The organism is Herbaspirillum huttiense (assembly GCF_004367745.1).
Classification (GTDB): Bacteria; Pseudomonadota; Gammaproteobacteria; order Burkholderiales; family Burkholderiaceae_D; genus Herbaspirillum; species Herbaspirillum huttiense.
This window is the reverse complement of record NZ_CP037993.1, coordinates 3,028,248-3,047,233: the sequence shown is the minus strand read 5'-3', so window position 1 is coordinate 3,047,233 and position 18,986 is coordinate 3,028,248. Positions and strand designations below refer to the sequence as shown.

Below are 18,986 nucleotides of genomic sequence, written 5' to 3'. Positions count from 1 at the left end.
TTGATGTAAAGAGCAGTAAAAGGAAGGCCCTCGAGTGGGGCCTTCCGGAAGCAAGAAGCCACCACGAAGTCCGGTCACCGCAAACACGGTAAAATAAACCGGCGCACATAACTGGCTTCCATCGAAAAGCCACCCGGAGCTAGCTTCGCGTGTGGCTTTTTTATTTTGTTGCGATCATGACAACGCGCAGCTGGTGAATATTTCTTCCACCGGACTTGTGTTTTGGTCACTCGTGCCAACATCATTCACAGTACTTATTGATAAGGCCCGCCATGACGACTCCTATACTCACAGAACAATCGCAATTGCCGCTGTTGCCCTTACGGGATGTGGTTGTCTTCCCGCATATGGTGATTCCGCTCTTCGTCGGCCGCCCGAAGTCGATCAAGGCGCTGGAAGCGGCCATGGAGCAGGGCAAGAGCATCATGCTGGCAGCCCAGAAGGCCGCCGCCAAGGATGAGCCTTCGGCCGAAGACATTTATGAAATTGGCTGCGTGGCCAATATCCTGCAGATGCTGAAGCTGCCTGACGGTACCGTCAAGGTGCTGGTCGAAGGCGCGCAGCGTGCCCGCATCCATCACATCAGCGAACTGGAAACCCACTTCGTCGCCGACCTGACCCCGGTCGAATCCGAGCAGGGCGATGAGGCTGAAGTTGAAGCCATGCGCCGTACCATCGTGCAGCAGTTCGACCAGTACGTGAAGCTGAACAAGAAGATCCCGCCCGAGATCCTGACCTCGCTGGCCGGTATTGATGACGCCGGCCGTCTGGCCGACACCATCGCCGCGCATCTGCCGCTGAAGCTGGAGCAGAAGCAGGTGATCCTGGAGATCTTCAACGTCACCAAGCGCTACGAGCATCTGCTGGGCCAGCTGGAAGGCGAACTGGACATCCTGCAGGTGGAAAAGCGCATCCGTGGGCGCGTCAAGCGCCAGATGGAAAAGTCGCAGCGCGAGTACTACCTGAACGAACAGGTCAAGGCCATCCAGAAGGAACTGGGCGAAGGCGAAGACGGTGCCGATCTGGAAGAGCTGGAAAAGAAGATCGCCGCTGCCAAGATGCCCAAGGAAGCTCTGGAAAAGGCGCAATCCGAGCTGAAGAAGCTCAAGCTCATGTCGCCCATGTCGGCCGAAGCGACCGTGGTGCGCAACTATATCGACACCCTGGTGGCGCTGCCTTGGAAGAAGAAGTCCAAGGTCAACAACGACCTGACCAATGCCGAGAAGGTGCTGGAAGGCGATCACTATGGCCTGGAGAAGGTCAAGGAACGCATTCTGGAATACCTCGCCGTGCAACAGCGCGTGGACAAGCTGAAGGCACCGATCCTGTGCTTCGTCGGTCCCCCGGGCGTGGGCAAGACCTCGCTGGGCCAATCCATCGCCCGGGCGACGAACCGCAAGTTCGTGCGCATGGCCCTGGGTGGCGTGCGTGATGAAGCCGAGATCCGTGGCCACCGCCGCACCTACATCGGTTCCATGCCGGGCAAGATCCTGCAGAGCCTGTCCAAGGTCGGCGTGCGCAACCCGCTGTTCCTGCTGGATGAAATCGACAAGCTGGGGATGGATTTCCGTGGCGATCCTTCGTCGGCCCTGCTGGAAGTGCTGGATCCGGAGCAGAACCACACCTTCTCCGACCACTACATCGAAGTTGATTTCGACTTGTCGGACGTGATGTTCGTGGCGACTTCGAATTCCTTCAACATCCCGCCGGCGCTGCTGGATCGGATGGAAGTGATCCGCCTGTCGGGTTACACCGAGGACGAGAAGACCAGCATTGCGCAGCGTTACCTGCTGCCCAAGCAGATCAAGAACAACGGCCTGAAGGAAGGCGAGATCAGCGTGGCCGAGTCCGCCATCCGCGACATCATCCGCTACTACACCCGTGAAGCCGGTGTGCGTTCGCTGGAACGCGAAGTCTCGAAGATCTGCCGCAAGGTGGTCAAGCTGCTGCTGCTGAAGAAGCAGGAGAAGAAGGTCACCGTCACCTCGCGCAACCTGGACAAGTTCCTGGGCGTGCGTCGTTATGACTTCGGCATGGCCGAGAAGGAAAACCAGATCGGCCAGGTGGTCGGCCTGGCCTGGACCGAAGTCGGCGGCGACCTGCTGACCATCGAAGCGGTGAACATGCCCGGCAAGGGCCAGATCATCCGCACCGGTACCCTGGGCGACGTGATGAAGGAATCGATCGAGGCTGCCCGTACCGTGGTTCGCAGCCGTGCCCGCAAGCTGGGCATCAAGAATGAGGTGTTCGAGAAGAGCGACATCCACATCCACGTGCCGGAAGGTGCGACGCCCAAGGATGGTCCGTCGGCCGGTATTGCGATGACCACGGCGCTGGTGTCCATCTTCAGCGGCATTCCGGTGCGTGCTGATGTGGCGATGACCGGTGAAATCACGCTGCGCGGCGAGGTGCTGCCCATCGGCGGTCTGAAGGAAAAGCTGCTGGCGGCGCATCGCGGCGGCATCAAGACCGTGCTGATTCCTGAGCAGAATGTGAAGGATCTGGCCGAGATCCCGGACAACGTCAAGAACAAGCTGGAGATCATTCCGGTGCGCTGGATCGACAAGGTCCTGGAAGTGGCACTGGAACGCCAGCCGGTGCCGCTGACGGAAGAGGAAGCGATCGTCGAAGCAGCCGTGAAGCCGAAGGAAGGCGCGACGGATCCGGTTGTGAAGCATTGATCCTGCGGGAGTCATCCGCATTGAAAGGCACCTCAGTTGAGGTGCCTTTTTTATGTCCCAAAAGGATTCATGTATCGGGCTATGGGAATGAAATAAAAAATCTCACTGAAAATCGCGTCATGGTTGCACCTTGGCTTGACAGTGCTGCTGATGGACTTGTTTAATAGCCGCTGCGGAAAATTTCCGTCAGGCAAGCGATGGTGAGGAGGGCTCTGTCGCGCTGTGTTGGAGCCGAGGCACCGTCGTTTGAAATCAAACAAACCAGAAACTTGTTCGAGGGGCGTAAGTGAATAAAGGCGAACTGATTGAGCACATTGCCGGCGAGGCAGACATCTCCAAGGCAGCAGCAGGACGAGCAGTAGACGCATTCATTGGTGCAGTGAAGACCACGCTGAAGAAGAACGGCACGGTCACCCTGGTGGGTTTTGGCACTTTTGCGGTGGGCAAGCGTGCGGCGCGTACGGGCCGCAATCCTCAGACGGGCGCCGCGCTGAAAATCAAGGCATCGAAGGTTCCTAAATTTAAAGCTGGCAAAGCTTTAAAAGATGCTATAAAATAATGTTCTTTCGATGCTGCGGTAACAAAGCAACGAGACTGACAAGTTTGCCGGGGCGCTTAGCTCAGTTGGTAGAGCGGAGCCCTTACAAGGCTTAGGTCGGGAGTTCGAGCCTCTCAGCGCCCACCAGCATCTTGCAGTCAGCACCAGTTTAGGAGCGGTAGTTCAGTTGGTTAGAATACCGGCCTGTCACGCCGGGGGTCGCGGGTTCGAGCCCCGTCCGCTCCGCCAAATAAAACGCCTCGTTCGCAAGAACGGGGCGTTTTTGTTTTTGCGCAGCAAAAACATGCGGAGCGGAGGGAGCCGCCTGCGCGGCTCCCGGCGGGGCGAGAAGGGAATCGCTTGCAAGCGATTCCGCGGCCTGCGCCTGTGTAGGAGAGCCCCGTCCGCTCCGCCAAATAAAACGCCTCGTTCGCAAGAACGGGGCGTTTTTGTTTTTGCGCAGCAAAAAGCTTCACTCCACTCATCATTTCCCACCCGGTGGCATCATTTGTCTCTCCTGACAAAATTACGCGACACGTATCAAATAAATGTGAGTTTCAAGTACTTTTCTCCACGGAAATGTTTACACTGAAGCGGAATTTGCAATTTCTCAAAAAACAGGAGACCGGCACAGCCGGGGCACACAATGTTTTTGAGGGAACCCGGCCCCTGCAAGCAGGCCGAGGAAGAAGGGCACAAGCCGCTCCCCAAAGATGTGAAGAGAACCCAAGAGACGCATTGCGGATTCGCAAAGTGGTGCAGTGTCATGGGCACGCAGGGCAATCTACGACGACTCGGGGCAAAGTCGTCCAGCCAGGGCCTGCACGTGGGCATCAAATGGGATAAACAAGGGGGTAGCGATGAAGCTCGCCAATTTCAACATTGGCGTCCGCCTGGGCGGCGCTTTTGCAGTAGTCTTGCTGCTGATCATGGTGACGGCCATGGTCGGCGTCAGGAACCAGTCTTCCAACAACGCTGAAATCAACAGCATCGTCAACGAGAAGTACCAGCTCATCGCCTTGAGCAACCAGATCAAGAACAATGGCTACAAGGCCAATGCGGTGCTGTCCAACATCCTGCTGGCGACCACGCCTGAGGCTTCGGTGAAGTACATGGATGAGTACGCCGGCCTGCGAAAGGCCAACACCGAGGCCTACAAGCAGCTCGAAGGCATGCTCGATTCCGACAAGACCAAAGCGCTCTACGCCGAGCAGACCACCGCCCGCTCGGCCTACGGCGTAGCCGTGCGCAAGTTCTTCGAATTGATGAAGACCGGCGAACGCGCCGAGGCGACCACGCTCTTCCAGGGCGATCTGGCGCGCCTGCAGACGGAGTACTTCGTCATGGTCGACAAGATGGTCAATTCGCTGGCCCAGGAAATGGTCGAAGATTCCCGCCAGGTCGCTGTGGACGGCCACCTGGCCGTGATCCAGATGATCGTGCTGGCCGCCGTGGCCGTGGTACTGGCGTCGGTGATCGGCGTGCTCATCACGCGCTCCATTACCGCCCCCGTGCGCCACGCCGTGGTGCTGGCCGAAGCGGTGGCCCAGGGCGACCTGTCCTATCGCCTCAATGCTGCCGGCAAGGACGAGATCAGCCGCCTGCTGCAGGCGCTGCAGCACATGAGCGATAACCTGCACGATACCGTCTCCAACGTGCGCAATGGCACCTCCGCCATCGACATGGCCGCGCGCGAACTGGCGCAAGGCAACCTGAGCCTGTCGGATCGCACTGAACAGCAGGCCAGCTCGCTGGAAGAAACCGCTTCCGCCATGGAGCAGCTGACCTCGGCCGTGCGCCAGAATGCCGACAATGCCCGCCAGGCCAGCGAACTGGCAGTCTCCGCCTCGGATGTCGCGGTACGCGGTGGTGCCTCGGTGGAGCAGGTGGTCAACATCATGACCGCCATCAGCACCTCCTCCGGCAAGATCGCCGACATCATCACGGTCATCGATGGCATCGCCTTCCAGACCAACCTGCTGGCGCTGAACGCGGCCGTGGAAGCGGCCCGCGCCGGCGAGCACGGACGTGGCTTTGCGGTGGTGGCCAGCGAAGTGCGCGGCCTGGCCCAGCGCAGTGCCGTGGCCGCCAAGGAAATCAAGTCGCTCATCGAAGGCTCGGTCGGTCATGTGAAGGCCGGCAGCAGCATCGTCGAGCAGACCGTCGCCACCATCGATGAAGTCATCGCCAGCATCAAGCACGCCACCGACCTCATCACCGATATCAGCGCCTCCAGCAAGGAGCAAAGCGAGGGCATCGAGCAGATCAACCAGGCCATCAGCCAGATGGACCAGATGACCCAGGAAAACTCGGCCCTGGTGGAACAGAATGCGGCCGCCTCCCAGGCACTGCAATCCCAGGCCGAGCAGCTGTCGGCGCTGATGGGCCGCTTCCGGCTCAGCGAGTTGCTGGCCAACGGCCAAGCTGGCGGCCATGCCGCTTCCTCGCGCAAAGGTCCGCGCGAAAAGGTCATCCAGCCCGAGCTGTCGCTGATCCAGGGCTGATGCTTCACCCGGGCGGCGTGCCTGCCGCCTGAACCGGTATCTGCGAGGAGACCGCGCCCGCTTCGTCACGCCGGGCGCGACAACAACAAAGTGTCCCCCTGCACGCTGCTGCCGCACCCGGCCTGAAAAGGCCTGGCAGCCGGCTGGCAGGAGCGGACACGTCCGTTGCGTGCGTCGCCGCTGCTCAGGGCGCTGCACGCAGTCCGCCCCCGACCCAGCCCCGAAAGGTTAGCCATGACGCTCCACCATTCCCCCGCCGGCAGCACCGAGCAGACGTCCGATGCGCGCCAGGCCCTGGCCCACGCCCGCATACAATCCTTCATCGAGGCCTATCGCCATGAGGGTTACCGGATCGCTGACATCGATCCTCTGGGCACGCTCTCGGTGCCCGAGATCCCTGCCTTGCTGCCCCAACACCACGATCTGAAGGATGAGGACCTGGCGCTGGGCCAGCACCGCTTTCTGGAGGGGCTGGGCCTCACCAATGTGAAGGAATTGACGCATTTTCTGAGTCGGCTGTATTGCGGCCCGCTCGGCCTCGATGCCAGTGGCGTACGTGATGAGTCCCGCCGCCAGTGGCTGTTTGCACGCCTGGCCGCGCGCGACCCGGGTGCCGATCCTGCAACTGCCGAGCGCGCCGCCATCCTGGCCCGGCTGGCTGCCGCCGAACAGTGGGAGCACTACCTGCAGCAAGATTATCCGCACGCCAAGCGCTTTTCGCTGGAAGGCTGCGAAGCGCTGCTGGTACTGATGGATGCGCTGGCCGAGCGCAGCAGTTTCTATCAGCTGGAGCAATTGTTCCTGGCCATGCCGCATCGCGGCCGTCTCAACCTGCTGGTGAACCTGATGCAGATGCCGGCGGCCGATATCGTGGCGTATTTCGACGCGGCGAGCACGACCGCAGCAGCAGCCGGCGCAGTGGATCTGCCTTACCATCTGGGAGCCGAAACCGTGCGCACCACTGCCCATGGTCAGCTGGGTCTGTTCATGGCGCACAATCCCTCCCATCTGGAAAGCGCCTATCCGGTGCTGCTGGGCATGGTGCGCGGCTACCGCAGTGCGCATCCGCAATCACCCATGCCGGCCTCGGTAGTGATCCATGGCGATGCTGCCTTCTGCGGCCAGGGCGTGGTGATGGAGTCGCTCAAGCTATCCCTGCATCCGGGTTACAGCGTGGGCGGCACGGTCCACGTGATCGTCAACAACCAGATCGGCTTCACCACGCCCAATCCGCTCGATCCCCTCAATCATGGCTACTGCACCGACATCGCCCGCATCGTCGGCGCGCCAGTGCTGCACGTCAACGCCGACCAGCCGGAGGCGGTACTGCGTGCCGCGCGGATCGCTTTCGACTATCGCATGCAGTTTGGCGCCGATGTGGTGATCGACCTGGTCGGCTATCGTCGCTGGGGGCATGCCGAACAGGATACGGCGACCGTGACCCAGCCCCTGCTGCACGGGTTCATCGACAAGCATCCGCCGGTCACGCAGCTCTATGCCCAGGCCGGGTGGCCCGGTTCGGACGACGGCGCGACGCTGCTGGCGGTGAGCAGCCAGCAAGTGCTCGCAAGCTTCCGCAACAGTTGTCCATCCGCCCCGGCGGCGCAACCGAGGGCCCCCGCCTTGGCCGTCAAGCCCGACGCGCCGGACCTGCTGCGCCTGCGCCAGTTCGTGGAACGCATGACGCGCTTGCCGGAAGGCTTTGCTGCACATCCTGCAGTCACGCGGCTGATTGCGCAGTGGCAGGACAGCGTCAGCTCCAGCGATCACGCGTGCAGCTGGAATTTCGCCGAAAACATGGCCTATGCCTCCTTGCTGTGGGAAGGGCAGGGGCTGCGCATTTCCGGTATGGATGTGCAACGCGGCACCTTCATGCAGCGGCACGCCGTCTGGCATGCGATCGACGCGGCGCAAGGCGTGCAGCAGGCCTTCTGGCCGCTGCGCCAGGTGGCTGCGCCCGGTACGGCGCTGGAGGTGGTCAATTCACCGCTGAGTGAAGAGGCAGTGGTTGGCTTCGAATATGGATTCAGCGTACAGGCGGGGCCCGGTGCGATGGTCATCTGGGAGGCCCAGTTCGGCGACTTCGTCAACGGGGCCCAGATCATGATCGACCAGTTCATCGCCTCCGGTCGCGGCAAATGGGGCTACCCCTCGGCGCTGACCGTGCTGCTGCCGCACGGCTATGAAGGCGTGGGGCCGGAGCACTCGACCGGCTACCTCAGCCGGATGCTGCTGCTGTGCGCGCAGGAGAACATGCGCGTGGCGTATCCGTCCAGTTCGGCGCAGTGGTTCCACCTGCTGCGTCAGCAGGCACTGCAGGGCGACCGTCCGCTGGTGGTCTTCACCCCCAAATCGGTGCTGCATGGCGAAGTGCGTTCGCAGTCGCCCTTGTCGGCCCTGTTGCAGGGGGACTTCCAGCCGCTGGTGGAGGATGCCGATGCGCCGCCGGCCGCACAGGTGCAGCGGGTGGTCTTGTGCAGTGGCAAGGTTTGCTACGACCTGGCCGACGGCCGCCGCAAGGCGGGCGACACGCGCACTGTCCTGCTGACCGTGGAGCAGCTGCATCCCTTCCCCCAAGACAGGCTGGGTGCTGTCTTGCGCAGCTATCCGCAGCTGGAGGAAGTGATCTGGGTACAGGAGGAAGAGCGCAAGCAGGGGGCCTGGCTGTGCGTACGGGATGCCATCGAAGCGGCCTTGCCGTTGCAGGTGCGTCTGCGGGCCGTAACACGGCCGGATACCGATGCCGGTCCGACGGCGTCCAAGGCCCGCCACTATACCCAGCAGGCGGCGCTGGTGCAGTCCGTATTCCCTGCATGAACGTATCAGGCCGACGCGCCAAGCCACGCCTCGGCGGATGAAAAAAAACGGTGTACTTCATCATGAAGTACACCGCCCACCCCCTCCGGTTTCCCCGGTATGCATCGCAGCTGATGTTGTAGTCCGCGCCTTGCAGGATCGTCAAGCTGCAGCGCAATGCTTGCAGTGCAATCCTTGTGTCAAAAGCGCGTCAGGCCATCCTGTCAGCGTTCAATCCTTGAATCCTTGAATACTTCCGTCGTTCAGTAGGTCAGCGTCACGGTCACGGTATCCGAGTAGGAACCGGCCAGCGGCGTCTGGGCCGCCGGGATCTGGCCGTAGACGGTCAGGGTCTGGGTCAGGCCGGAACCGGTGCCGGTCAGGGTATCCGTGCCGATGGTCGAACCCCAGTTGTTGCTGCGGGCCGAATCGCGGTACAGCGCATAGTTCAGGGTGCCGCCGCCGGCTGCGCTCATCTTGCGGTTGCTCACGCTGGCCCCGGTGCCGGTGCCGGCGTCCAGACCGACGTTGTAGGCGGTGCCGTTGGTGCACAGCACGGTGATGGTGCCGGACTGGTTGACCACGCTCTGGGTGTAGGCGCCGAAGGCGATGGCCGAGCCGACCACGGTGCAGGCGGCGACCACCGAGGCGCTGATGGTCAGCGTGCCGCTGGCGGTGGCAGCGAAGGAAGCCGGTGCGCTGGAAGCCAGCACGACAGCAGCGATGGAAGCAGCGACGATGCGATTTTTCTTGATGAAGAACATTTTGTTTCTCCTGGTCTGGCTGCCCCGTCCTCGCCCCTTGCAAGAACTTCCCTGTGCAGCGTTGGTATGGAGATACTTTAGTTTCCGGAGCCCGGATCAGACATCCGGCTATTCCCTATCACCCTGTCAATTTTCGTCAGGGAAAACCTGAATCGCAACGAGAACGTTTATCAAGCTCATCAGCAATTCTCCACCTGCTTTGTCGGTTCCGCTCAGTAGGTGATGAGCACCGTCAGCGTATCCATATAGCTGCCAGCCTTGACGTTCTGGCTGCCCGGTACGCGCCCGTAGACGGTGTAGGACCTGCTCACCGGCGTGAGGACCTGCAGCAGGTAGCCGTCGCTGACGAAACTGGTGCTGGAGGAACCATCGCCCCACACGGAGGTGTGCGCGGCGTCGCGATACGCCTGGTAGTTGAGGCTGTTGGCGCCGCTGAGCATCTTGCGCTGGGCATAGGCACCGCTGCTGCCTGCGCTGAGCTTGACGGTATAGGCGATCAGCAGCGATGCAGTCGCCTGGCAGGTGACGGTGATGTTGCCGGTGTTGTCGAGGTTGCTGCTGGATTGCGGGTCGTAGAGGCCGAAGGACACCGGATTGGACGCCGCCGAGCAGAGTTGCTGGGCCTGCGCCGGACCAGCGGCCAATGCGATGAGCAGCGCCAGCGCAGCCAGGGACACGGAATGGATAGTGTTCTTCATGTGCTCTCCACGATGCAGGCCGCCCTTCAACGGCAGGTCACGATTTCATCGCTCATGCCACCTTCGCTGCGTGCCGGCGGCGTCAGCATGGCCTGGCAGCGGGCTCCGGATGGCAGCAGTACGTCCAGCGTGTTGACCGGCCCCAGTTCCTGCAGATAGCTCACGCCGTCATAGCCGACCGGTGCCTGCAGGCCGCTCTCGCGTACGCGGATGGAGGAGCCGAGCGGAATGAATTCCCCCGCGGCGTCCTTGAGGATGATGGTCACGTCCGAGGCGCGCCGGGCGTTGAAATGCACCACCACACCGGAGCGGTCGCGCGGCTTCACGTACTGGTCTGACTGGTCCAGTTGCAGGGTCAGCGGCAGGTCCAGCACGTCCACCGAGATCTTGTTGACGTCATAGGCACGCAGGTCGGTCAGCAGCAATTGGCCGTTGTCGTCGGTGCGGCCGGCGTAGCGGTTTTCGTTGTAGATGCCGACATTCTTGACCCCGCTGGCATTGACCACCGCGAAGCTGTCCTCGATCCAGTCGGTGGCGAAGGCGCTGCCATCCATGAAGGCCAGCGCACCGCGCGCACCCAGGCGCTGGCTGGTGGCACCGTTCGATTGCGAGGCTGCCGCGCTGACGCTGCCGTAGCGGCTCTTGTAGTTGAGCTGGCCGATGCGCTGCCGATAGCTGCCCTCGGTATCCTGCAATTGCCAGCCGAGATCGCCGATGGCCACCGTCGAGCGGCTGGCTTGCAGCGTGCTGGTGCGCTGGCCGTTATTGTTGCTCACGCTGGCCCCGGCCACGTCGCGGCCGCCGAAGGGGATGATCAGCCCGATGGTGGCACCGTAGCCGCTGCTGCGAAAGTCGCGATAGGCCGTGAGATAGAAATTGGACGTGTTGCCGACCGATTTGAACCAGGTCACCGTCACGGTCTCGCTGTCTGCCAGATTGCTGGTGCCGAGGTCGGTGAACAGCAGCGGACTCTTGCTGCGTGCATAGGCCATGCTCAGCGAGCCGTATTCACGCAGGTTCAGGCCCAGCGTCGCCAGCGTGGCGCTGCGCGAGACCGGGGCCCCCTGCAGCGCACCGATATCCTGATAGCCCCGCGTGGATTGCGTGCGCGACAGCGACAGGCTGACCGGATCGGCATTGCGCTCGATGGCCAGCGAGACTTGCTGGCCGGAATTGCCCTCGCTGCTGCTGGCCGCCAGCGAGCTGGCCAACACCGCACGATTGCCCAGGTTGAAGACCGCGCCGCCGCCGGCCAGCTTGAGACTGCGCATGGCTTCGGCATGCCCTTCCAGGGTGAGCCAGTCGCTCATCCCATGGCGGGCCGTGCCGGAGAGAGCGAACTGTCCATAGTCATTGCTGCGCAGACCGTAATTGCGCCGCACCCAGCCGCCTTCGGCCGAATAGGAGGACAGGCCCGGTTTCAGCAGCCGGTCGGTGGCGTAGAAGTTGATGGTGCGGAAGGTCTGGCGACCCAGTTCGTCAGTCACCGCCACGGCGATCTGGCCGGCTCCGCTGGCGATGGGCGGCTGGCGGATCTCGAAGGGACCGGGCGGCACCGGCTGCGAGAGCTGGCGCACGCCGTTGACGAACAGGTCGACGGTCGAAGGGACTACCGTTTCGCCGCCCAGCGACGGCGTGGGAAAACGCACCAGGTCCGGCCGCAGGTTGAAATCCGATGCGTACTGGAAACCGCCCAGACGCACCGAGCGGCTCCAGGCCAGGCTGCTGTTGATGACATCGCCCAGACGATAGCGGGTGAGCGTGGCCGGGTCCGAATAGGTGTAGGTCGATTCCAGCCGGGCCGACACCCCGCCGCTATTGCCGGTATAGCCCAGCCCGGTAGAGCTGAACACGCTGCTGCCGGAGAACCAGCGCGCATCGAACAGTCCGCCCAGCGCGTGCTGGTTCTGGCTGCTGGACGCCAGCAGGTCGTAGTTCAGCACCAGCCCCTGTCCGCCGGGTGACAGGGGGACCTTGCTGGCGATGCTGGCGGCGTCGATGTCGGTGGTGTTCATGAAACGGGCCGGGACCATCAGGTTGATCTTGGCACCGGCCTCGTCGAGGTCGACTGCCGTCGTGAGGGCGCGCAGGGCGATCAGCTCCTCATCCGCGCCGTCGACGCGCAGCTTGAGGCTGCGCAGTTCCGATGCCGTGGCATACAGTGCCTGCTGGCGGCGCGTGAACTGCGCTACCAGGCTGGTGTTGCGTCCGTTGATGGAAACCTCCAGCAACAGGATCTCGTCACCCGGCTCGGCAGCCCGCGCCAGCGCCACCATGGCCAGGCACCCGGCCAGGAGGAGGGAAGCAAACCAGCGTGCCGTGCGAATCAAGGTGCCACGGTGAGTTCGGCATCAATCGGCCCGGCATCGCTGTTGGCAGTCAGCTTGACTCGGCTGCCCACGGCAAGCGGGGTGTCGCTCTCGATCAGGTATTGCCGGGTGATGCCGGCCAGGGTGTAGGGATTGCCCCCGCCCGGCGCGCTCAGCTTCTTGCCATTGGGCAGCGTCAGCGCCAGGTCCAGCAGGCGTGCGCGGCGGTTGCCGCTGTTTTCGACCAGCAGGCGCAAGGGCTTGCCGGCGCGCAGCTGATACTCCAGCTGGGCCTTGGGCGCGGCGGACGGTGCGATGAACACCGGCATGGAAATGCGGAATTTGAAATTGATGGTGGCTCCCTCGGTGGCGGCGGGGATTTCATCGATCAGCAGGCGATAGGCGATCTCGATCGGTGCGGCCGGCTGCTTGGCCACCACCCGGATCACCTGCGAGGCACCGGGGGCCAGATTGAACACGGGGGGACTGAGGATCAGGTTCTGCGTGGGTTGCAGCTCATCCTTGCTGTCCGCCTGCTGCCAGTCATAGGCGCGCAGTTGCAGGGACACATTGTGATTGTCGTTGTTGACGATCTTGATCACGCCGGCCGTGCGCGAGGACGACAGCTCCAGCACTACCGGAGCGATCTCGAAATTGGACGCGTGGGCTGCCTGCCACCCCACCGTACTTGCCAGGCAAGCCAGCGCCATTACGCGCACCAGCCGCCCCCCTATGGATGCTGATCTCGTCACGCTACGACATCTCCACTCTGGTTGTCAGATCGTTGTCAGTTTTTTGCTAGATTAAAACGAAATAGGTCAAAAAGTGTGAAGAAAGTTGCAAGCCAGCCACACAATGTGATCAATAATCAACAAAAAATTTGCTCATCAGTAACTTCGAGGCGCCAGCGCCAGCGGTGCGGGCAAGAAAAATGGCGCGGCTCCGTGGAGAGCCGCGCCATTGCGTTGGCCTGCCGGCGCTGCGCCGGCGTTGACCGGGATCAGTAGGACAGGGTGATGGCCACCACGTCGCTGTAGCTGCCCGCACGGGCGGTCTGGCCGCCCGGGATATAGCCGTAGACCGGGATGTTCTGGTTGCTGCCGTTGCCCACGCCGGCCACCGTATCGCTGCCAGTGCTGTTGCCCCAGGAACGGGTACGCGCAGCATCCTGATACAGACCGTAGTTGAGGGTGTTGACGCCATCCGCTGTGCTCAGCTTGCGCGTGGCGACGTTGGCACCGCTGCCGGTACCACCATCCAGGCTCACGGTATAGCTGGTGCCATTGGAACAAGCCACGCCGATCTGCGCATTCTGCTGCAGGGCGCTGGCCGCATAGCGGCCGAAGGGCAGGGCGGCGCTCTGGACCACGCATTGCGAGGGGACGATGGCGGAAATTTCCAGGCTGCCGGTGGAGGAAACAGCCAGTGCATCTAGATTGACGCAACTCAGGAGGCCGGCAGCCAGTAGCAGGGAATGTGAATTTTTCATCGAATACGCGCCGGCAGAGCTCGGGCCCAAGCCCGGAAAAAACGGGTAAATGTCGGAATCTATTATAGAATTAATTCGAATAAACAATAGGAAAATGCCGGATAGCTGGGCTTGATGCGCATCGCATGGCGCATTTGCGCAACAGCGTTTTCCACGAATTTGAAGATGTTGGTTCCATTTGCTGACAGAAAGAAAACAGTTGATATCGGATAGGCCGTATTCCGGTATCGGGACAGGCAGCAAGGAGACACTTCAGCCGCCCCCTCACCAACCTGGCGCAGACAGGTTGGCCGGGCTGCTGCGGGGGGGAATGGCCACGCCGCATCCAGGTGCGTGTGCATGCGCGGTTCCCGGCAACACACAGGATGAACACCCGAGCAGCCTGCCGCATGCGCGCTGTATTCGGGCGGGTGGTCGGGTAACCGGCTCTCAAGCCGCAAGCGTGACTGGCAGAACAATGAAACGTGAACCATGCCGATAACCAGACAAAGCGGACTGGCCCGAGCCAGCACCGGCATTTTCTTCCTGCTGGCCCTGTTGCTCTCGTTGGGCGTGGCAGCTTTTTCGTACCATAGCGTGCGTGACTTCGAGCGGCGCGCCGTCTGGCTGCAGCATAGCTACACGGTGCTCAACAAGCTGGAAGAAGCCAACTCGACCCTGCGCGACGCAGTCAGCAGTTCGCGCGGCTTTGCGCTTTCGGGTGAGCAGGAATACCGCAACAATTTCGAGTCCGGGGTGCGTCATGTCAACGCACTGCTGCAGGATCTGCGCCGCCTGCTGAGCGACAACCCGCGGCAGGCTGTTTTGCTCAGTCAGACCGAAGACCTGGTGATGCAGCGCCTGACGCTGTCGCGCCAGCTGATGGAACTGAGCCAGGAAGAGGGCCGCGCCCGCGTGCTGGAGGGCAAGGAACTGGGTGAGCGCATCCGCACCTGCTTTGAGCAGATGAAGGGCAACGAGAACGCATTGTTGGCCACGCGCTCACATGACACGGCCATGAGCGCCAATCTGACCATTTTCATGGTCATCAGCGGCAGCCTGCTCAGCATTGCCTTGCTGCTGCTGGTCTACCGCAAGTTGCGCAAGGAAATGTCGCGCCGGGTCGAGGCCCAGCAGCGCGCACAAGCTTATTCGGACGAGATCGAGGATCTCTACAACAACGCGCCCTGCGGCTATCACTCGGTCGACGAGACCGACAAGCGCATCATCAAGATCAACGACACCGAACTGAAATGGCTGGGCTACACGCGCGAACAGGTGGTGGGCCGCATGACCCAGGCCGACCTGCTGGCCCCGGCTAGCGCCGCGCGCTACGAGCGCGAGCTGCAACCCCAGTTCCTGCTCAGGCGCGAGATCAGCGGCATCGACCTCAACTTCCGCCGCGCCGATGGCAGCGAATTCACCGCGCTGGTCAATGCCACCGCCATTCCCAGCCGCGACAACAGCAAGCTCATCAGCCGCACCGTGATCTACGACATCTCCGAACGCAAGCGCGCCGAGGAAGAGATCGAGGCCCTCAATGCCGACCTGGAGCGCCAGGCCCAGCACCTGCACAACGTGAACAAGGAGCTGGAGAGTTTTTCCTATTCGGTTTCGCACGACTTGCGCGCGCCGCTGCGTGCCATCTCCGGCTATGCCATGATCCTCGAAGAGGACTACGCCCACGCCATCGACGAGAAAGGACGCGAGCAGCTGCAGGTGATCCGCCGCAACGTGCGCAAGATGGATGCGCTGATCAACGACCTGCTCAAGCTGGCCAAGTCCACTACCGGTGAACTGACCTTGCAGCGCTTCTCGATGGACGAACTGGTGGCGCAGGTGGTCGCTGGTCTGCAGCAGGAAAACCCCGGCGTGATCTTCGACGTGCCGCGTCTGGAAGGTGCGGTCGCCAATCGCGGGCTGATCGCGCAAGTATGGGAAAACCTGCTGTCCAATGCAGTCAAGTTCAGCAGCAAGAGCGAGCAGCCGCGCGTGTGCGTGACCATGCAGGCCAATGCGGACGAATACGTCTATGGCATCCACGACAATGGCGTCGGCTTCGACATGCGCTATGCGCACAAGCTGTTCGGTACCTTCCAGCGATTGCATCGTCAGGAGGAATACGCCGGCACCGGCATTGGCCTGGCGCTGGTGCAGCGCATCGTGGTGCGCCACACCGGCCGGGTCTGGGCCGAGAGCAAGCCCAGGGAAGGGGCCAGCTTCTACTTCGCGTTGCCGCGCAAGGGCGTGCTGCCCAGCCTGGGCGAAGCGCGCCGATCGTCCGATGAGAATTGAACCGACTCAACCGTGAGCCTGAAGGAGAACAAGGTCCCATGAGCATTCCGCTACGCGTACTGTTCGTCGAAGACATGGAAGAAGATGCCGTGCTGATGGTGCGTGAGCTCAAGCGCGGCGGCTTCGATCCGACCTGGGAACGGGTCGACGACGAACAGGCCCTGCTGGCGGCGCTGCAGGCGCAGCGCTGGGACATCGTCATCTCGGATTACTCGATGCCGATGTTCTCCGGCGTCGAAGCCTTGAAGCTGGTCAAGGCCGACAATGACCAGACGCCCTTCATCATCGTCTCCGGCGTGATCGGCGAGCAGACGGCAGTGGAGGTGATGAAGGCGGGGGCTCAGGATTACTTCCTGAAAAGCGCCATCGCCCGCCTGCCGCACGCGGTCGACCGCGAACTGCGCGACGCCCAGGCGCGGCGCAAGCAGCGCGCCAGTGCCCAGGCCCTGCGCGAGATGCAGGCGCGTTTCAATGCCTTCATGAATGCGGCTCCCATGCCGACCTGGATCAAGGATGCGCAGCTGCGCTACAGCTACGTCAATCCGGCGCAGTCGGCCTTCTACGGCATGACCCCGCACGACATGGATGGCATGACCGATGCCGAGCTGATGACCACGGGCGGGGCCGAAGCCTCGCGTGAGTACGATCGCAAGGTGCTGGAAGAAAAGTGCGAGCTGCACACCCAGGAAACCGTGTTCGACCACAACCACAATGCGCGCATCCTCGACGTGGTGCGTTTCCCGATCAGTGGGGAAGGCAAGGGCGACATGGTGGCCGGCCTGGCCATCGACGTCACCGAGCGCGAACAGTCACGGCGCGAACTGGAACTGGCGATCCAGCGCCAGCAACTGCTGTCCTCGCGCGTGATCGAGGTGCAGGAGCGCGAACGCCAGCACCTGGCGCGCGGCTTGCATGACGACGTGGGGCAGTCGCTGACCGCCTTGAAGATCAACCTGGAAACCATCAAGAAGACCGGCTCGCTGGAAGGCCCGTCGCTGCAGAACGGCATCGACATCGTCACCGCCGTGCTGGCCCAGGTACGCAGCCTGTCGCTGGATCTGCGCCCGCCGCAGCTGGACAATCTGGGCCTGATTGCCGCCCTGCGTTCCTACGTGGAACAGAAGTCCAAGCTGGCCAACGTGAACGGCTGGTTCGAGAGCAGCGGGCATGATGAAGAATTGCACCACGACATCGAGAACACCGCCTTTCGCATCGTGCAGGAAGCCGTCACCAACATCCTGCGCCACGCAAAGTGCCAGAACATCTGGGTCAAGATCGACCGCCAGCAGGACCAGGTGTACCTGAGCATCCGCGATGACGGCAAAGGCTTCGACATCGAGCGTGCCCGCAGCAATGCCATTTCCGGTACCAGTTTCGGCCTGCTCAACATGGAAGAGCGGGCGGTGCTGGTAGGCGGTTCCATGGACATCACTTCGGCGCCCGGCGCAGGGACGGAAATCGTCATGCACCTGCCGGTCGCCCCCATCGTAAGGAGAATGTAAATGCTGACCCGAATCATGCTGGCCGACGATCACGCGCTGGTGCGCAGCGGCATCAAGGCACTGCTGACCGCCATGCCGGGTGTGGAGGTGGTGGGCGAGGCGTCCGACGGTGCCGAAGTCATCGAGATGATCCCGCAGCTGAAACCCGACCTGGTGCTGCTGGACATCGCCATGAAGGGCATGAATGGCCTGGAAGCGCTGCGCCGTCTGCGCGGCGAGTATCCGACCATCCGCTTCCTGATGCTGTCCATGTACGGCAGCGAGGAATACGTCATGCAGGCCTTGAATGCCGGCGCCAACGGCTATCTCTTCAAGGATTCGGCCGCCACCGAGCTGGAAAAAGCCCTGTATGAAGTAAAACATGGGCGCCAGTACCTGGATTCGCACATCTCGCGCGAGGCGCTCGATAACTATATGAAGCGTGTTGCACAAAACGGCACGCCGGTCGAAGTGCTCACCCCGCGCCAGCGCGAAATCCTGCAATTGATTGCCGAAGGCAACAATACCAAGGAGATCGCCTACCAGTTGAACGTCAGCGCCAAGACCATCGAGACCCACCGGGCGCAGCTGATGGAGCGCCTGGACATCCGCGACGTGCCCGGCCTGGTGCGCTATGCGATTCGTACCGGCATTGCCACGCCGGACAAGTGACAAAAAACCTGAGTGAAGAGATCTTCACATTCAGGAAATTTCTGATTTTTTTTGAAAATGCCTGTGCAATAATCCCCTGACAGTACGGAGATCGGCGTCGGTACTGGTTTCAAGCAGACCGCCGAGGCTGGAACCAAGCCGCAGGGCAGTGGCAGCAGTGAAATGCACTGCCCGCAGCTGCGTCGGGGATGGACGGGGCAGGCGGCAGCAACGCGATGCAGGGTGGCCGGGATGTGGTCATCCAGACAAGAAGTGTTCCAGCTTGAAATTAATTGAAGAAAGCGATCCATCCATGGATATCGAGCAATATGACATCATCCTCGTCGACGACAGCCCGGAAGTGGCTGAGTTGACACGCCTGGCGCTGGGCAGCCGCAAGCTGGCTGACAAGCTGACCTGGTTTGCCGATGCAGAGCTGGCGGAGGAATTCTTTTTCCAGGGGGAATATGCGAGCCGCAAGGATCTGCATCCCTACCTGATCCTGCTGGACCTGAACCTGCCGCTGATGAGCGGTCACGATTTCCTCAAGATCATCAAGTCCAACGCCGCCACTTCGCACATTCCGGTGGTGATGTTCTCTTCTTCCGACGACCAGCGCGACATCAACCAGAGCTACGAACTCGGTGCCAATGGTTACGTGGTCAAATCCACCGATCCCAAGGAATTCATGGGCACGGTGGCCGATACCGGCATTTACTGGCGCAACCGCAATCGTCCGGCGCGCGGGGATGAGCCCGCCCGGTCCACGCCCTGAGAGCGACGCTACCCCAACGAAAAAGC

14 protein-coding genes and 2 tRNA genes are annotated in these 18,986 nt (G+C 61.9%); 10 read left to right on the top strand and 6 right to left on the bottom strand.

Annotation, left to right across the window (positions count from 1 at the left end; genetic code table 11):
* Positions 1 to 272 precede the first annotated feature (272 nt).
* The 6 genes from lon (at position 273) to E2K99_RS13710 (ending at position 8,540) form a co-directional block, all read left to right on the top strand.
* On the top strand, positions 273 to 2,681 hold the full coding sequence (gene lon / locus E2K99_RS13735) for an endopeptidase La (RefSeq protein WP_134222577.1): 2,409 nt from the start codon (positions 273 to 275) through the stop codon (positions 2,679 to 2,681).
* Between the two features lie 286 nt (positions 2,682 to 2,967).
* A complete protein-coding gene (locus E2K99_RS13730) occupies positions 2,968 to 3,240 on the top strand; it encodes an HU family DNA-binding protein (RefSeq protein WP_008329418.1) in 273 nt (90 codons plus the stop codon).
* 50 nt (positions 3,241 to 3,290) lie between these two features.
* Positions 3,291 to 3,366 (top strand) — tRNA-Val (locus E2K99_RS13725).
* A 25-nt stretch (positions 3,367 to 3,391) separates the two neighbouring features.
* Positions 3,392 to 3,468 (top strand) — tRNA-Asp (locus tag E2K99_RS13720).
* A 611-nt stretch (positions 3,469 to 4,079) separates the two neighbouring features.
* A complete protein-coding gene (locus E2K99_RS13715) occupies positions 4,080 to 5,723 on the top strand; it encodes a methyl-accepting chemotaxis protein (RefSeq protein ID WP_134222576.1) in 1,644 nt (547 codons plus the stop codon).
* A 234-nt stretch (positions 5,724 to 5,957) separates the two neighbouring features.
* Positions 5,958 to 8,540: a 2-oxoglutarate dehydrogenase E1 component gene (locus tag E2K99_RS13710; RefSeq protein ID WP_134222575.1), complete on the top strand. Its 2,583-nt coding sequence runs from the start codon at positions 5,958 to 5,960 to the stop codon at positions 8,538 to 8,540.
* A 242-nt stretch (positions 8,541 to 8,782) separates the two neighbouring features.
* Here E2K99_RS13710 and E2K99_RS13705 read toward each other — a convergent pair whose 3' ends face one another.
* From E2K99_RS13705 to E2K99_RS13680, 6 genes are all read right to left on the bottom strand, one after another.
* Positions 8,783 to 9,283, bottom strand: a complete 501-nt coding sequence (locus E2K99_RS13705) for a Csu type fimbrial protein (protein ID WP_039787206.1) — start codon at positions 9,281 to 9,283, stop codon at positions 8,783 to 8,785.
* Positions 9,284 to 9,495: 212 nt separating this feature from the next.
* On the bottom strand, positions 9,496 to 9,981 hold the full coding sequence (locus E2K99_RS13700) for a Csu type fimbrial protein (RefSeq protein WP_051156439.1): 486 nt from the start codon (positions 9,979 to 9,981) through the stop codon (positions 9,496 to 9,498).
* A 26-nt stretch (positions 9,982 to 10,007) separates the two neighbouring features.
* Positions 10,008 to 12,311: a fimbria/pilus outer membrane usher protein gene (locus E2K99_RS13695; protein ID WP_240733721.1), complete on the bottom strand. Its 2,304-nt coding sequence runs from the start codon at positions 12,309 to 12,311 to the stop codon at positions 10,008 to 10,010.
* Entirely contained in the window at positions 12,308 to 13,042 is a 735-nt protein-coding gene (locus E2K99_RS13690) for a fimbrial biogenesis chaperone (protein ID WP_240733720.1), read from the bottom strand. Before E2K99_RS13690 ends, E2K99_RS13695 begins: the two co-directional genes overlap by 4 nt.
* A gap of 248 nt (positions 13,043 to 13,290) precedes the next feature.
* Positions 13,291 to 13,779 carry a Csu type fimbrial protein gene (locus E2K99_RS13685; protein WP_134222574.1) on the bottom strand — a complete coding sequence of 163 codons (489 nt, stop codon included), beginning with the start codon at positions 13,777 to 13,779 and terminating at the stop codon, positions 13,291 to 13,293.
* Between the two features lie 62 nt (positions 13,780 to 13,841).
* The gene (locus E2K99_RS13680) at positions 13,842 to 14,120 is read right to left on the bottom strand and encodes a hypothetical protein (RefSeq protein ID WP_134222573.1); all 279 of its coding nucleotides are present in this window, start codon (positions 14,118 to 14,120) and stop codon (positions 13,842 to 13,844) included.
* 130 nt (positions 14,121 to 14,250) lie between these two features.
* Here E2K99_RS13680 and E2K99_RS13675 point away from each other — a divergent pair, with 130 nt between their 5' ends.
* The 4 genes from E2K99_RS13675 to E2K99_RS13660 all read left to right on the top strand — a co-directional run bounded on the left by E2K99_RS13675 (position 14,251) and on the right by E2K99_RS13660 (position 18,960).
* Positions 14,251 to 16,053: a sensor histidine kinase gene (locus E2K99_RS13675; RefSeq protein ID WP_134222572.1), complete on the top strand. Its 1,803-nt coding sequence runs from the start codon at positions 14,251 to 14,253 to the stop codon at positions 16,051 to 16,053.
* Between the two features lie 38 nt (positions 16,054 to 16,091).
* On the top strand, positions 16,092 to 17,555 hold the full coding sequence (locus tag E2K99_RS13670; RefSeq protein ID WP_034334328.1) for a hybrid sensor histidine kinase/response regulator: 1,464 nt from the start codon (positions 16,092 to 16,094) through the stop codon (positions 17,553 to 17,555).
* Positions 17,556 to 18,206 (top strand): response regulator, encoded by a 651-nt coding sequence (locus E2K99_RS13665; protein ID WP_008329401.1) that lies wholly within the window; start codon positions 17,556 to 17,558, stop codon positions 18,204 to 18,206.
* Positions 18,207 to 18,498: 292 nt separating this feature from the next.
* Positions 18,499 to 18,960 carry a response regulator gene (locus E2K99_RS13660; RefSeq protein WP_134222571.1) on the top strand — a complete coding sequence of 154 codons (462 nt, stop codon included), beginning with the start codon at positions 18,499 to 18,501 and terminating at the stop codon, positions 18,958 to 18,960.
* The last annotated feature ends 26 nt before the right edge of the window (positions 18,961 to 18,986 follow it).

Excerpts from the sequence above, each read along its gene's own strand:
- E2K99_RS13660 (WP_134222571.1), top strand. The coding sequence starts at position 18,499 with ATGGATATCGAGCAATATGACATCATCCTCGTCGACGACAGCCCGGAA.
- E2K99_RS13675 (WP_134222572.1), top strand. The coding sequence starts at position 14,251 with ATGCCGATAACCAGACAAAGCGGACTGGCCCGAGCCAGCACCGGCATT.
- E2K99_RS13665 (WP_008329401.1), top strand. The coding sequence starts at position 17,556 with ATGCTGACCCGAATCATGCTGGCCGACGATCACGCGCTGGTGCGCAGC.
- E2K99_RS13685 (WP_134222574.1), bottom strand. The coding sequence starts at position 13,779 with ATGAAAAATTCACATTCCCTGCTACTGGCTGCCGGCCTCCTGAGTTGC.
- E2K99_RS13710 (WP_134222575.1), top strand. The coding sequence starts at position 5,958 with ATGACGCTCCACCATTCCCCCGCCGGCAGCACCGAGCAGACGTCCGAT.
- lon (WP_134222577.1), top strand. The coding sequence starts at position 273 with ATGACGACTCCTATACTCACAGAACAATCGCAATTGCCGCTGTTGCCC.
- E2K99_RS13700 (WP_051156439.1), bottom strand. The coding sequence starts at position 9,981 with ATGAAGAACACTATCCATTCCGTGTCCCTGGCTGCGCTGGCGCTGCTC.
- E2K99_RS13670 (WP_034334328.1), top strand. The coding sequence starts at position 16,092 with ATGAGCATTCCGCTACGCGTACTGTTCGTCGAAGACATGGAAGAAGAT.
- E2K99_RS13715 (WP_134222576.1), top strand. The coding sequence starts at position 4,080 with ATGAAGCTCGCCAATTTCAACATTGGCGTCCGCCTGGGCGGCGCTTTT.
- E2K99_RS13680 (WP_134222573.1), bottom strand. The coding sequence starts at position 14,120 with ATGCACACGCACCTGGATGCGGCGTGGCCATTCCCCCCCGCAGCAGCC.
- E2K99_RS13705 (WP_039787206.1), bottom strand. The coding sequence starts at position 9,283 with ATGTTCTTCATCAAGAAAAATCGCATCGTCGCTGCTTCCATCGCTGCT.